This is a genomic window from Flagellimonas pacifica, from assembly GCF_900215465.1.
Classification (GTDB): domain Bacteria; phylum Bacteroidota; class Bacteroidia; order Flavobacteriales; family Flavobacteriaceae; genus Flagellimonas; species Flagellimonas pacifica.
Window position 1 is genome coordinate 120,097 of the sequence record NZ_OBEH01000001.1, and the last position, 13,554, is coordinate 133,650.

Annotated in this window: 10 protein-coding genes; 1 reads left to right on the forward strand and 9 read right to left on the reverse strand. The window is 38.9% G+C overall.

Annotated features, from left to right (window positions below; all coding sequences use genetic code 11):
- Positions 1-83: 83 nt before the first annotated feature.
- Positions 84-2,000 carry an ABC-F family ATP-binding cassette domain-containing protein gene (locus CRO15_RS00525; protein WP_097043782.1) on the reverse strand — a complete coding sequence of 639 codons (1,917 nt, stop codon included), beginning with the start codon at positions 1,998-2,000 and terminating at the stop codon, positions 84-86.
- A 65-nt stretch (positions 2,001-2,065) separates the two neighbouring features.
- Between CRO15_RS00525 and CRO15_RS00530 the strand changes: the two genes are divergently transcribed.
- Positions 2,066-2,458 (forward strand): DUF983 domain-containing protein, encoded by a 393-nt coding sequence (locus tag CRO15_RS00530; RefSeq protein ID WP_097043783.1) that lies wholly within the window; start codon positions 2,066-2,068, stop codon positions 2,456-2,458.
- Here CRO15_RS00530 and CRO15_RS00535 read toward each other — a convergent pair.
- From CRO15_RS00535 to CRO15_RS00570, 8 genes are all read right to left on the reverse strand, one after another.
- Positions 2,446-3,501: an NAD(P)/FAD-dependent oxidoreductase gene (locus CRO15_RS00535; protein WP_097043784.1), complete on the reverse strand. Its 1,056-nt coding sequence runs from the start codon at positions 3,499-3,501 to the stop codon at positions 2,446-2,448. The two genes, CRO15_RS00530 and CRO15_RS00535, sit on opposite strands and share 13 nt — an antisense overlap.
- 147 nt (positions 3,502-3,648) lie before the next feature.
- Positions 3,649-4,551, reverse strand: coding sequence for a type IX secretion system ring subunit PorN/GldN (gene porN, locus CRO15_RS00540; RefSeq protein WP_097043785.1), 903 nt, complete (start codon positions 4,549-4,551; stop codon positions 3,649-3,651).
- A gap of 18 nt (positions 4,552-4,569) precedes the next feature.
- Complete coding sequence (gene porM, locus CRO15_RS00545) at positions 4,570-6,141, reverse strand: type IX secretion system motor protein PorM/GldM (RefSeq protein ID WP_097043786.1); 1,572 nt, start codon at positions 6,139-6,141, stop codon at positions 4,570-4,572.
- A gap of 61 nt (positions 6,142-6,202) precedes the next feature.
- A complete protein-coding gene (gene porL, locus CRO15_RS00550; RefSeq protein ID WP_097043787.1) occupies positions 6,203-6,853 on the reverse strand; it encodes a type IX secretion system motor protein PorL/GldL in 651 nt (216 codons plus the stop codon).
- Between the two features lie 73 nt (positions 6,854-6,926).
- Positions 6,927-8,315, reverse strand: coding sequence for a T9SS ring complex lipoprotein PorK/GldK (porK, locus tag CRO15_RS00555; RefSeq protein ID WP_097043788.1), 1,389 nt, complete (start codon positions 8,313-8,315; stop codon positions 6,927-6,929).
- A 120-nt stretch (positions 8,316-8,435) separates the two neighbouring features.
- Positions 8,436-9,596 carry a formimidoylglutamase gene (locus tag CRO15_RS00560; RefSeq protein WP_097043789.1) on the reverse strand — a complete coding sequence of 387 codons (1,161 nt, stop codon included), beginning with the start codon at positions 9,594-9,596 and terminating at the stop codon, positions 8,436-8,438.
- A gap of 1 nt (position 9,597) precedes the next feature.
- Positions 9,598-12,087, reverse strand: coding sequence for a type I DNA topoisomerase (gene topA, locus CRO15_RS00565; RefSeq protein WP_097043790.1), 2,490 nt, complete (start codon positions 12,085-12,087; stop codon positions 9,598-9,600).
- A gap of 120 nt (positions 12,088-12,207) precedes the next feature.
- Complete coding sequence (locus tag CRO15_RS00570) at positions 12,208-13,464, reverse strand: LVIVD repeat-containing protein (protein WP_097043791.1); 1,257 nt, start codon at positions 13,462-13,464, stop codon at positions 12,208-12,210.
- Positions 13,465-13,554: the final 90 nt, after the last annotated feature.

Sequence of the window (13,554 nt, forward strand, 5' to 3'; positions counted from 1 at the left end):
GTCAGCTACAAATTAATTGGGTGAAGCCAAGAAAATTTGTTGTGAAAGCAATAAAACTTGTGGTATGATGATTCTAAGCCATCCTATTTATCCAAAATTTCCAGGTCTTGAGACAATTTCTCCCAATCTTGCATCAAGGCTCCCAAAAGGTCTTTTTTTCCTTGATATTCATCAAAAAAACCAGATTTGGCTATGGTAGCGTCATAATCCATAAGAAGGTCATGATCTATAGTGGCAATTTCCTTTTCCAATTGGGATATCTTTTTTTCCACCCCACTCAGTTTATTTTTTAGGGATTTCAGCTTCTTCTGTGCCTGGTAGTCATTTTGTTTGGGCCTTTCCTGCGTTTTAACCTGATTTTTTTTCTCCCCCTTTTCTATTTTACGGAAATCTTCAGCCTTACGTTGTTCTAAGTAAAAGTCGATGTCGCCTAAATACTCCTTAATACCACCCTCCTTGAACTCGTATACCCGATCCGTTAATCCCTGTAGAAAGTCACGGTCGTGAGAAACCAAAATCAATGTACCTTCAAACTGTTGCAAAGCTTGCTTTAACACATTCTTGGATTTTATGTCTAAATGGTTGGTGGGTTCATCCATTACCAGAACATTAAAAGGCTGCAATAACATTTTGGCAAGTGCCAAACGGTTACGCTCACCCCCAGACAGCACCTTTACGTATTTCTCCACCTCATCTCCCCTGAACAAAAACGAACCTAAGATATCCCTAACCTTACTTCTGTTGCTTTCGTTGGCCGAATCGACCATAGTATCCAGAATGGTCTTGTTGCCCTCAAGATACTCCGCCTGGTTTTGGGCAAAATAACCAATCTGTACATTATGTCCTATTTTGAGTTTACCAGCATGTTCCAATTCTCCGACCATTATTTTGGCCAATGTGGTCTTTCCTTGTCCATTTTGACCAACAAATGCAGTTTTACTGCCACGTTCCACTAACAGGTCAATGCTTTCCAGCACCTGTTTTGACCCATAGCTTTTGGAAAGGTCTTCTAGCTCTGCTACAACCTTGCCCGGGGTAACCGATACCGGAAATCGAACGTTCATCACACTGTTATCATCCTCATCTACCTCAATGCGTTCAATCTTATCTAATTTTTTTATAAGTGACTGCGCCATGGAAGCCTTGGTGGCCTTCGCTCTAAACTTCTCGATTAGTTTTTCGGTCTGCTGAATCTGTTTTTCTTGGTTCTTTTGTGCATTCAGCTGTTGCTCCTTCATCTCTTTTCGAAGCAAAAGAAACTTGGAATACGGTTTATTGTAGTCATAAATTCGACCCAACGAAATCTCAATCGTTCTATTGGTCACGTTATCCAAGAACATTTTATCATGCGATACAATCACTACAGCTCCTGGGTAATTTTTAAGGAATTGCTCCAACCAAATAATGGATTCGATATCCAAATGGTTGGTAGGCTCATCCAGTAGCAATACATCGTTGTTTTGAAGCAAGAGTTTGGCCAGCTCAATTCGCATACGCCATCCGCCAGAAAAAGTATCGGTAATCTTATCAAAGTCCTCTCGCTTAAAACCAAGACCAAGCAATACCTTTTCGGTATCTCCTTGATAGTTGTATCCGCCCAAAATCTCATAACGATGGGTAACATCGGTCAAATCTACCATCAACTGGTTGTAACCTTCGCTTTCATAATCGGTGCGTTCCGCAAGTGCCGTATTTATTTCTTCCAATTTCAACTCCAAAGACTTGATTTCAGAAAATGCCTGGTACGATTCTTCTAAAACGGTCCTTCCCATAACAAAATCAATATCCTGTTTTAGAAAGCCGATTTTTATGTCCTTTTCCATTGCAATGACACCTGTGTCGGGTGCCATTTCTTTGGACAACAACTTGAGTAAAGTAGATTTTCCAGCACCGTTTTTACCAATAAGGCCTACTCTGTCGCCTCCATTTAAACGAAAGGCAATCTCCTCAAAAAGATACTCGCCGCCAAAAGCGACAGAAAGGTTGTGAATATTTAGCATTTTATGTGACCTGAATTACAATACAAAAGTGAACGAATCCGTATTTTTGCATAAAATCGCTGCAAATGTTAAAAAAAGGAAACAAACTCTACAGTATTTTAACAGGAAGTTGTCCTAAATGCCATGAAGAGAGCATGTATACCAACAAGAATCCATATGCAATCTCACAACTTTTTAAGATGCAGGAGCGCTGCTCCTCTTGTGGTACTAAATACAAAATTGAGCCTTCCTTTTTCTATGGGGCCATGTATGTGAGCTATGCCGTGGGCATTGCTTTTGCAGTAGCCGCCTTTGTAATTGCCTTTTTGATCATAGGCGCATCTTTGGTAAACACCTTTATTGCCATTGTACTAACCATGATTGTTTTCATGCCGGTGATTATCCGTTTATCCAGAAACATTTGGATCAACTTTTTTATATCCTATGAAGAAAGGGAAATAAAAAGTCAACTTGAATAGTGTTTTTTGGTAAATCTGTGAATATTGATCTCCGCATCCAGTTCAGTCCCATTTTCTATAGCGTTGTACAATTGCGCTGATGCATAGGGAGCGATAAGTACTCCACGAGATCCAAAACCATTCAATACATATAGATTCTCATGTTTGGGGTGTTGTCCTATCAAAGGTCTTCTATCGGTTACAGTAGGTCTTATCCCTGCCATATGATCCACAACCTCAAAATCACATTTTAGAAAGGTTTTCAACTTTTCCAAAAGTTCAGTTTTAGCATCGGCAGTGGGAATGTTCGTCTTATCTTTCCACTTGTAGGTAGCTCCAACAAGATATAGGCCCTCAGTTAATGGAACAGTGAACACTGAAGATTTAATAATGTTGCGCTCCTTATATTCTTTTGCTTTTATGACCAATAACTCTCCCTTGGTACCATTTAAGGGCAAATAACTAAAATATGGGTTGTTTTTAAGCCCGTAACCACAGGCAAATATTGTTTTCTTGGCTTGTATCGATTTATAGAAAATATTTGACTCAGATGGCTTAAAACACGAAAAATCAAAAGATTCTTTCTCTAAAAGGTTTTTTTGGGTCAAATATGACGCATAAGAGGCCAACAATACCCTTGTATCAATTCTACCTGTGTATTTTACTTCCCCATAACCAAAAGGAGCTTCTATGCTCGGGTTTTTGTTTTCCAAAATATTGGTCGATAAAAAATGATCAAGCCCGGGGCGATCTGCCGCTTCAAACCAAAGGTTCTGTTCTTCAACTGAGGCAAATTTTCTGAGCACCGGAATCTTATGATCCAATTTCACATTTAGCTTTTGCTCTAGGCTTTTATAAAAAGGGAGCGCCCTTTCCATTTGGTCCTTGGCATTCCAGGCCATGGTAAACCGTTTTAAGATTACTGGATTATAAAGTCCTCCGGCCACAAGTGAAGATTGCTGTGAGTCATCTGAAATCACCTTAAAGGTCTTGCCTTCGCGTTCCAATTTTTCACAAAAAGATATACCGGCCAGGCCGAGACCAACAATCAGATAATCATACATGCTACAAAAGTAGGGATATGGGTTTTCTTAAGAAAGGTTAACATTATAAGCTCGCGTTGAAATTCCAAACTCGACCAATGGAAGACAAAAAAACGCCGCACATATGTGCGGCGTTTATATGAATTGAATTGGAAATTTTAATTATGGCTAATAAGCCCACATATCTTGTTCCCTGTCGCGGATAACCTCTTTTATTCTTTTGGCTTCCAATAACTGGAACAGTGCATTGTCAAAAACGTAATCGTCAATTTCACGATCTCCGTGAACGTTATCTTCCTTGTAGATTACTCCGTTAAAACGACGTGCGTTCAAAAGCATATCAAAGGTAATGGGACGTGCAGAGTTACGTTGATTATAAACCTTGGCCTCATGTAATACCTGTCTTGCTGCTGGATACCAGATCCAAAACAGTTCTACTTTGTTTTCGCCTGGGTCTACGGATTCATCGTCAATAAAGTTTACATCCGGTGCAACCGGTGCAATACCCAATAAACGATACTTCAACTCTCCTTGACGCTTATCAAAATACCACATTCCCTTTATACGATACTCCTCAATATCAGCTGCGTTTAAATCTCTTTGGTTAATAAATTCCGCAGAAATCTGCTCACCGGCGTTGATTTGTTCGTATCCGAGGTCGGTAGTATCCACTTTGCTCAATGTAGCGCTCAAATCCTCAAACTTTCGCTTTTCAGTAAAGTAAGAGTCCGTATATACCTCAGTCAAGTTCCCATTTTTGATGTTCTTCATCAAAACATGGTAGAGTGACCTTCTGTCCGCTCCAATACCTATGGTATCAGTTGGGTAGTATAATGGAAAATTAACACGCTCATCCAGATCAATCACTTCCCATACGGTCTTGGACCAAAGGATATCTCTATCGTCAATGTATCCATAATCTAACGGGGCGTCATTGTCCTGTTCTATTTGGGCCTGAGTCTTTTTCCCAACCTCATCTGGCAACTTGGCATTCAAAATGTTTGCCTGTGCCATAATGGATATGGGCATTAAGCTTAAAGCTCCAATCAATAATGCATTTTTCCAATTCATGATTATCTATATACTTTTTTAGTTTGTAAGCTCAACAACAACAGGTGAAACCTTCTTCAACTTATACGTCTTGTTGTTTGAAATGTAAGCTTTGATATCGAATATCTGAACCGCCTCACCTCTTTTAGCTCTTTTCAAGGCAGATTTAGCTCTTCCATTCAATTTGTTTCCGTTTACTACGATTGTAGGCTGACCTGGCACTTTAAATTTGAATCCGCTAACAGCAAGGTTCAAATCAAAATCAAAGTCTTCCAACATAGCTCCAATAGTAGAAATTTCTAAGTTCTTTCTCGGCATTTTAGCACTACCAGCTTCACCACGAACAGTACCTCCTGGTCTTGGAATATCCTTGATACGGAAGGTTGCAGGTGTGCTGATTCTTTGTCCATCTGGCAATACCCCTGATGCACTAATGGTAACTTCTCTTCCTTTACCTGGGTTCATAACATACTTGCTGCCAGCTCTTCTGGTCAAACCAGGAGCAGATGCGGTAACTTTGTTATCTGGAATTCCAGGAATAGAAATCGTCATTGGGTTAGATACCCCACGATATACCACATTCATTTTATCAGCAGCAATTACCGCAGCGTTAGGCTTGTTGATTGTAGAGAACGTATTCTTTACTTCAACTGGAACTTCGTTACCATCCTGCATATAAACCAATTCACCTTTAAGTTCATGGTCTCCAGCAGCACCGGCACTGATCAATAGTTTTACACCACCAGCTTCCAATTCATAATCTCTACCTTCTTTCAATTCCCTACCATCTAAAGTCAAGTTAGCTTTTTCTGGTTTTGCAGTTTTGTCCGTTTTACCAACAACAATACTACCTTGGAATTTTTCACCAGAATAGAACACAGATTTCTCTTGCTCCAATAAAGTTGAAAAGTTCTTCAATGAAACAGCTTCTGTCAAGTTACCTTCCAAAAGTCCTTTAAGAACCTCTTGCTCCGTAGCTTTAATATCAGCTTGTAATTGCGTTACCTTAGTTAAAGATGCCACTAAAGGATATCCTTCAAAGTGGTAATTGATCCAATCAACTTTTACTTTATCTCTGATTCTTTCCACTTTTCCATCCTTGTCACCTGTTTCAAACCTAGTCTGAACAGCTCCTTTGATTTCTCCCATGTTTTCTGGAAGAGCAGCAACAATCTTTTCCCTATAATTGGTCAAGTTGCTTAAGAACTCCTGACCTTCTGGCTTTAAATTATCTCCTTTAAAGAATAGGTTGTCCAAATAATCAGACTTATCCATTACAACATAGTTGTTTGGGTCTTCTTGATCAGCCAACATACCTTTTTTCAACTCTTCCAAGTACTTATAATACTCTTGTGATAGTTGTTTTACGGTCTGAGCCTTCTCAAACAACGGGCCATACTTTATCGCATCTTCTGAAGCTTTAGTCTCTAAACCTTCAAAATAAGCCAAGTTGTTAGCATCCGCTTTTACGTTGGAAGTTTCAAGCTTTGCGTTCATTAATCCGAACGCCGCAAGGACTTCCTTACTCATATTTAGGGCCAACATCGCGATGAAGATCAAATACATAAGGTTGATCATCTTCTGACGTGGTGTTTGTTTTCCTCCTGCCATGTTTTTCTAATTAGAATTAATAATTAATTTGATCTGGGTTTGGTATCCAATTAAACCCTAATTAGTTTTTTGCCATAGCAGACAACATACCTCCGTATACTCCATTCAAAGAAGAAAGGTTGGTTGCCAAAGATTCCATTTGATCTTTTAATGCACCAGCATTCTGCACAACTTCCTCATTAATAGAGGCCTGACGGCTAGCACTTTCCAATTGTACTTTGTACAAGCTGTTCAAAGACTCCATTTGAGCTGCAGCATGAGACAATTCTTCAGAATACTTCTTGGTATGCTGAATGGCATCTGTAGTAGGAGCAATTCCTTTGGCCGCACCTTCAAAATTCTTGATGCTATCTCCCAAACTAGTGAAAAGCTCAGAATCGATATTGGCATCTTTTAAAAGATCATCCAATTTTCTTGAAAGAAGACCTTCAGCCTCTTGAGCTTGCTTGGCCTCATTTTTGTTTCCTTTAGATTGACCGTTGGCCAATTCTGGGTAAACCAAAGACCAATCGTACTCGTCGTCTACTGGTTCAAATGCACTGATAGCAAATATTAATGCTTCAGTAATTAATCCAACCGCAAGAAGCAGTCCACCGGTCAGTGGTCCAAATTCCCAGTGAAGGATTTTAAATAGTGCACCAATAATTACTACCGATGCTCCAAGCCCGTAGGCCATGTTAAACAGCTTTTTTGTTGATTTTGACTGTGCCATAATTCTAGTTTTAATTAAGTTATATAAATAAGTATTTGGTTACTGGTTTATATAATGCTCTCTCTCGTTTAATTTATCTTCCCGAAGGTAATCCGTTTCTTCCGCTTGTGGAATCTTCCTCGCCCATATAATCTTGAACGGTTCTGAAACCAATATAACTTCTGGCGGAATCTTGGTATTCATAATCCCTGGTACTCACTTGCAAGAAGTATGCAACATCCTTCCAAGATCCTCCACGAATCACTTTTCTTTTGTTCTGTCCCGAACCAATATTTGGGTTCATTGTAGACAGGTATTCATAAGCTCCTTGATCAAAACTGGAGCTTGTCCATTCTGATACATTACCGGCCATGTTATATAAGTTATAATCATTTGGCTCATAAGATTTTGCCTCTACCGTATACAATGCTGCATCTGCGGCATAATCTCCACGTTGCGGCTTAAAGTTGGCCATAAAACAACCTGTATCGCTAATTACATAAGGACCTCCCCAAGGATAGGTACCTCCTTCAATACCACCTCTTGCTGCATATTCCCATTCGGCTTCGGTTGGTAATCTAAACTGGTTTACAAATTGTTTTCCACGACTTTTTTGGTCATCGTTCTTAAACTTTGTTCTCCATGAACAAAATGCCTTTGCTTGTTGCCAGTTTACACCAACAACCGGATATTCGCTATAAGCGTCATGCCAAAAATAATCGTTGTGCATAGGCTCATTATAGGAATATTCAAAATCCTTGATCCACACTGTGGTATCTGGGTAAATTTCAGCTACTTCTTGTTTTATAAAGTCTTTTCTACGACCTGTTTTAGCTCTGGCCGCAGCTTCAATATCCATCCAATTGTACGTATATTTCAACTGGGTGACATCTATGGTTCTTAATCCATTATAACTTTCTTCTTCTGGAAGATATAATGAATCCATTACCTCGGCATAATACTCATCTGGGTATTCTGATGTATCCCATACCAAATCAACATCCGTATTCAATGCTCTTCCTTCATATCCTGTTTCTCCAAGACCTGCATAGTTATCGAGCATATATTTTTCATAAACGGATATTTTGGTGGTATCGGTATCTTTAAACCCGTACTCTCCAATACCTTCGTCTTCTGGACCAAGGCCCAACTCATCAGCAAGGATGGCCAATTTTGTTCTAGTGATAGAGTCTTTTACCCACTCCACAAACTGTCGATACTCACTATTGGTGATTTCCGTATCATCCATATAAAAGGAGCGTACGGTAACTGTTCTTGTGGGAGCGTTCAATACTTTCGCCTGATCCTCTTCAGCTTTACCCATTACATAGGAGCCGCGGGGAATCAGTTCCATTCCGTAGGGTTTCTCTGGATACCATTTTTTTCCTTTGGCTCCAACTAGTTCACCTTTTGACTTTGAATTTGACCCGCAACTTGCGAGTAAAAAAACAAATGCTATAGATGAAAAGAATAGCTTTCTCATACTTTAGGTTAAATTTTCGATTTAAGATTATAAGTTGTACAACACAAATTCACTATTCTCAAAACTGTTTTTTGAATAAATTATTGTGTAAAAACAATTAATGCTTAAAATTTAATTTGTTTAGTTAAGACCCTTTCTATAAGCCTTGAACCACCTTTCTGGAATGTTCTGGTTGCAAGCATCCAGATAGTCCTCTTCGGTGCAAGGTAATAACGCCGCGGAATTTGTTTTAGTATGTTCTGGCAAAATTGATGGAACCTCTACCCACCAACGCTCGGTAACATGACTCTTGTAGAATATAAGTTCTTCCGTATCTGTGGGAACGGTAAACTTGGTAAAGTCCTCACTTTTAGAGCTCGGGTATTCCTTTACCCTAAAACTGATGCCTTCTATAAAATACCAGATGATCTGTGCAATCATTTGAAAGGCTTGGGGCGAGTTCTCTCCTTCGTATATCCCAAATAAAGAAACTTTATCGCTAATCCCAGCATATCTTGCAATAGCACAGATTTCTCTTCCGGTAAATCCATTTGGAGAAAAGTTGTTGTTCAGCAATCCCATTTCACTGGCACGTATAGACCTTAAGTCTAAGCTTACAATATGGGAACTTCTTAAAATAGGTTCCGCCAGTTCAATATTAGCTGCTATCTCACCCAATCTATAAGCATCAAAAAAGAGACGTTCCATTAGATCAACCTCTTCTTGGGCATTAAAATAACTTTGGTATCCAATATTGGAGAAGTTAAAAAGATTATTGGGTTTGTCCGTAATAATTCTGGTCATGTAGGAATGCGAAGAAATCAATTCATCATCTTCTCCAAAGTCAAAACGGCTATCAATGGACACCAGATTGACCATGTCCTTTATTTTATCGAAGGCCCTATAGGTTGGAAAAGTAATATCCTGGGTAGCACCTATTATAATAGGTATAATGTTTTCTTCAAGCAGTCCCGCCACAATTTCCTTGACCACAAAATAAGTATCCTCAACAGTATCTCCTTCTTCAACATCTCCTATATCTAAAATTGTGGAATTCCAATTGCCCATCATTAAGCGGTACAGTTGAATTCGAATCTCATCCAAATTCAACCTTTCCGGTTTTTTCTCAAATGCATTCCTGGACTCTTGCACTCCAAAAATTGCCACTGTTGCATTGGCAAATACGGGAAGTCCCTTTTTCTCAGTATGCTTAAAAACGTTTTTTCCCAGTGCCTGGGGTGGCAATAATTCTGAAAATGCCAGAACCTTATCTTTAATGGGGACCAAAAAATCGAACGCCATATTACTTCTTCGTCTTTGCTTTTGCTTTGGTTTTTTTCTTAGGAGCTTTCTTTTCCAATAGAGCCTGTGCTTCTTCTAATGAGATTTTGGTTGCATCCACATCTTTGGATAGTTCAACCTTTATTCTTCCCTTTATAATATTATGCCTGCCCCATCTTGCTTTTTCAATGCGAATTTTCTCCGCTGGCCATTCTTGAATCAGCTTTTCTGCTTCTTTTATTTTTTTGGCCTCAATAAGTTCAACAATATCAGTTTTGGAGAGATTATCAAAATCATATTTTTTGTTCACATTAATGAACATGCCATTCCATTTAATAAATGGGCCAAACCTCCCTACTCCTTTGGTAACTTCCAATTCTTCATAATGGGCTATGGGCGCGTCAGCTTTTTGCTTTTCTTTTATCAGTTCTATGGCTCTATCCATATCTACATCAAAAGCACTTTCTCCTTTTGCAAGTGAAATAAACTTTTTCCCAAACCTTACATAAGGTCCAAAACGTCCTACGTTGGCTTCCACTTCTTCTTCTTCGTATGTCCCCAATTTTCGTGGCAACTCAAAAAGTTCCATAGCCTCTTCAAAGGTTATGGTTGTAATGGACTGCTCTGGCAACAAACTGGCAAACAATGGTTTTTCTTCTTCATCAACAGTACCAATTTGGACCATTGGCCCAAAACGTCCCAATCTGGCAGCCACTTGTCTTCCTGATTTTGGATCTGTCCCCAAAACGCGTTCCCCGCTTGCTCTATCAGCATTTTCTTCTACATCCATCACTTTAGGGTGAAAATCAGTATAGAATTCCTTCATCATCTTTTGCCAATCTTCATCTCCGGCCGCTATTTCATCAAAATTCTCTTCAACCTTTGCCGTGAAGTTGTAATCCAAGATTGTGGTAAAATGACTTACCAAGAAGTCGTTGACAATCATTCCAATATCCGTTGGCACCAGCTTTCCTTTATCAGAACCTATCATTTCGGATAATTTCTTTTCGGCAAGTTCTCCAGATTCCAAAACCAACTGTGAATAATGACGCTCTGTACCTTCTACAGTTCCTTTTTCCACATAGCCCCTATTTTGGATAGTAGAAATTGTTGGAGCATAGGTAGATGGTCTTCCAATACCCAACTCTTCCAACTTTTTCACCAAAGAAGCTTCTGTATAGCGATATGGGGGTCTTGAAAAACGCTCCGTTGCCGTAATATAATTGTTTTGCAATGCATCACCCACATTCATGGCCGGAAGCATTCCTTCCTGTTCTTCTGCCCTATCTTCTTCATCAGTACCTTCCAAATATACTTTTAGGAAACCGTCAAATTTCACCACTTCTCCATTGGCCGTGAATTCTTCATTATGGGAAGTTGCCTTAATCTTTACGTTCGTGCGCTCCAATTGCGCATCGCTCATTTGTGAAGCCAAGGTTCGTTTCCATATCAATTCATAAAGCTTGGCCTGGTCACGCTCCAATGATGGGGATTGCAATTTCATATCAGTAGGGCGTACTGCCTCATGCGCTTCTTGCGCCCCTTTGGACTTCCCAGTATAGCTTCTTACTTTACTATAGGGTTCTCCATAGTTTTGAATAATGGCGTCTTTAGCTGCACTTAATGCCTCGTTGGAAAGATTTACGCTATCGGTTCTCATATAGGTAATCAAACCTGCCTCGTACAAACGTTGCGCCACCTGCATGGTCCTGCCCACCGAAAAATACAATTTCCGGGAAGCTTCCTGTTGTAAAGTGGATGTTGTAAAAGGCGGAGCCGGAGACTTTTTTGCCGGCTTCTTATCCAGATTGGACACGGAAAAATCGGCTCCAATATTTTGTTTCAAGAAAACCTGTGCGGCTTCTTTGGTGGGGAAAGTTTTGTTCAGTTTTGCTGAAAAAACATTTCCGTTCATAGTTTTAAACTCAGCCCTTATCCTAAAGGAAGCTTCTGGTTTAAAAACCTCAATATCGCGCTCTCTTTCAACAATCAACCTAACGGCTACGGATTGCACCCTTCCTGCTGAAAGTCCTGGTTTTATTTTTTTCCAAAGCACTGGGGAAAGTTCATATCCCACTAATCTATCCAAAACCCTTCTTGCTTGTTGGGCATTTACCAAATCGTAATTGATTTCTCTTGGGTTTTCTATCGCCTTTTGAATTGCCGATTTGGTAATGGAATTAAATACAATTCTCTTAGTCTTATTTTTGTCCAATTTCAGTTCTTCCGCCAAATGCCATGAAATGGCTTCTCCCTCTCGGTCTTCATCACTTGCCAACCAAATAGTATCTGCTTTTTTAGCTAAGTCCTTTAGTTTTTTAACCAAGGCTTTCTTCTCTTTGTCAACAGTATATTTAGGCTTAAAATCATTTTCAACATCCACTCCAAGCTCTTTCGAAGGAAGGTCCGCGATATGTCCAAAACTAGATTCAACCTGAAAATCTTTTCCTAAAAATCGCTCTATGGTTTTTGCTTTAGCTGGCGACTCAACAATTACTAAATTCTTTGGCATGCAATGGGTTTTGAGGTAACAAAAGTATATCAATTTTTCGATTTTGGTCTTTTTGAAAAATTGATAGCAAAAAAATATCCCGCTAAAAACGGGATATTCAATATAGTTATTGCGTATTTCTCAATTGAGCCCTATTTGGCTTATAAGCTTGATTTTATCATCTAAATATTCATATTGGTAAAGTACTCCATCCCCAACCATAATCAAATGGGTTTCCAAAGGAATAACATCAAACGTAACGATATCTTTAAAGTGATTTAAAGATTTTAAATCCTCAATATCCGTCTTATCATAAACTTTAAGTCCTGATTTACCATCGCAAACAAATAATTTTTCACCTTTAATTCCCAAACCATAAGGTTCATCCATTGGGTAGTCTATTGCCAATTTAGGGTTTTCTATGTCAGAAATATCAACAATAAAAAGACCACTTTCCAAAGCACCACATTCGTTACCTCCTCGAAGGGTCACATAAGCGTAATCTCCATCCACAACTACAGGGTCGCATGCCGTACCATGTTCAAACTCTGAAACAAATGTTGGTTTGCTAGGAGACGAAATATCATAAATATACATGCCACGCATGCTACCCAAGAACAAATGATTCCCTCTATTAAAAATGGTCTCTATATCAAATCCTGCATAAACATCTTCCAAATCTTGTGGGTTTTCCAAATCTGAGATATCGAATATGTTTATGTTATGACTATCCACAGCATAGAGGTAATCATCCACTATTTTAAATCGTGCCAAAGACCCTCCTTGACCTGTCCTGCTATCATTGGCAGCTTCTGCCAATGCAATATCATTAAAAAGGACATCTCTACCCTTATTTTGCTCAACTTCTTCAATCAATCTGCGCTCGGTTACCGTATCCCAACCAATCAAAATCTCTGTTTCATAATCAAAATTAACATTCTCAATGATATCGGCTTCAAATGGCCAAAATATATTGTTGTACAGTACGTTTTCCAGTCTGTTGATTTGTTCTATCGCATTAATATTGGATATATCAAGCACGATTAGGTCCATTAGACTATCTGCATACAAAAAATTGTCTTTAACCGAAATATCAACATTACCCGGAATCTTTATAAAAGAAATCTTTTTGGGTTGCTCAGGATTGCTATTATCTATAACATGAACGCCTTCATACTTGTCATTGACAAAAATATAATCTTCGTAAGTGTATACTTTACCAGACTCATTTATTGGTCTAGGAGGAATAATGTCAACACTACTAGCAAACTCAGCCTTACTTATGACCAGCGGCCTAGCCACCAAATAATCGGCATAATCACCATTATCATCACTGGTATCACAAGACACAAATACTAATGTGACAAGAGATAAAATTAATAGAACTTTCTTTTTCATTGTTTAAGTTTTTTGGATAAAATATATTCAATAGATAGAAAGTCTTAAACAAAGTTGCGTCTGGATAGCTTTAAAAAAAGTGTAAAATTT

Excerpts from the sequence above, each read along its gene's own strand:
- CRO15_RS00525 (WP_097043782.1), bottom strand. The coding sequence starts at position 2,000 with ATGCTAAATATTCACAACCTTTCTGTCGCTTTTGGCGGCGAGTATCTT.
- CRO15_RS00530 (WP_097043783.1), top strand. The coding sequence starts at position 2,066 with ATGTTAAAAAAAGGAAACAAACTCTACAGTATTTTAACAGGAAGTTGT.
- CRO15_RS00535 (WP_097043784.1), bottom strand. The coding sequence starts at position 3,501 with ATGTATGATTATCTGATTGTTGGTCTCGGCCTGGCCGGTATATCTTTT.
- porN (WP_097043785.1), bottom strand. The coding sequence starts at position 4,551 with ATGAATTGGAAAAATGCATTATTGATTGGAGCTTTAAGCTTAATGCCC.
- porM (WP_097043786.1), bottom strand. The coding sequence starts at position 6,141 with ATGGCAGGAGGAAAACAAACACCACGTCAGAAGATGATCAACCTTATG.
- porL (WP_097043787.1), bottom strand. The coding sequence starts at position 6,853 with ATGGCACAGTCAAAATCAACAAAAAAGCTGTTTAACATGGCCTACGGG.
- porK (WP_097043788.1), bottom strand. The coding sequence starts at position 8,315 with ATGAGAAAGCTATTCTTTTCATCTATAGCATTTGTTTTTTTACTCGCA.
- CRO15_RS00560 (WP_097043789.1), bottom strand. The coding sequence starts at position 9,596 with ATGGCGTTCGATTTTTTGGTCCCCATTAAAGATAAGGTTCTGGCATTT.
- topA (WP_097043790.1), bottom strand. The coding sequence starts at position 12,087 with ATGCCAAAGAATTTAGTAATTGTTGAGTCGCCAGCTAAAGCAAAAACC.
- CRO15_RS00570 (WP_097043791.1), bottom strand. The coding sequence starts at position 13,464 with ATGAAAAAGAAAGTTCTATTAATTTTATCTCTTGTCACATTAGTATTT.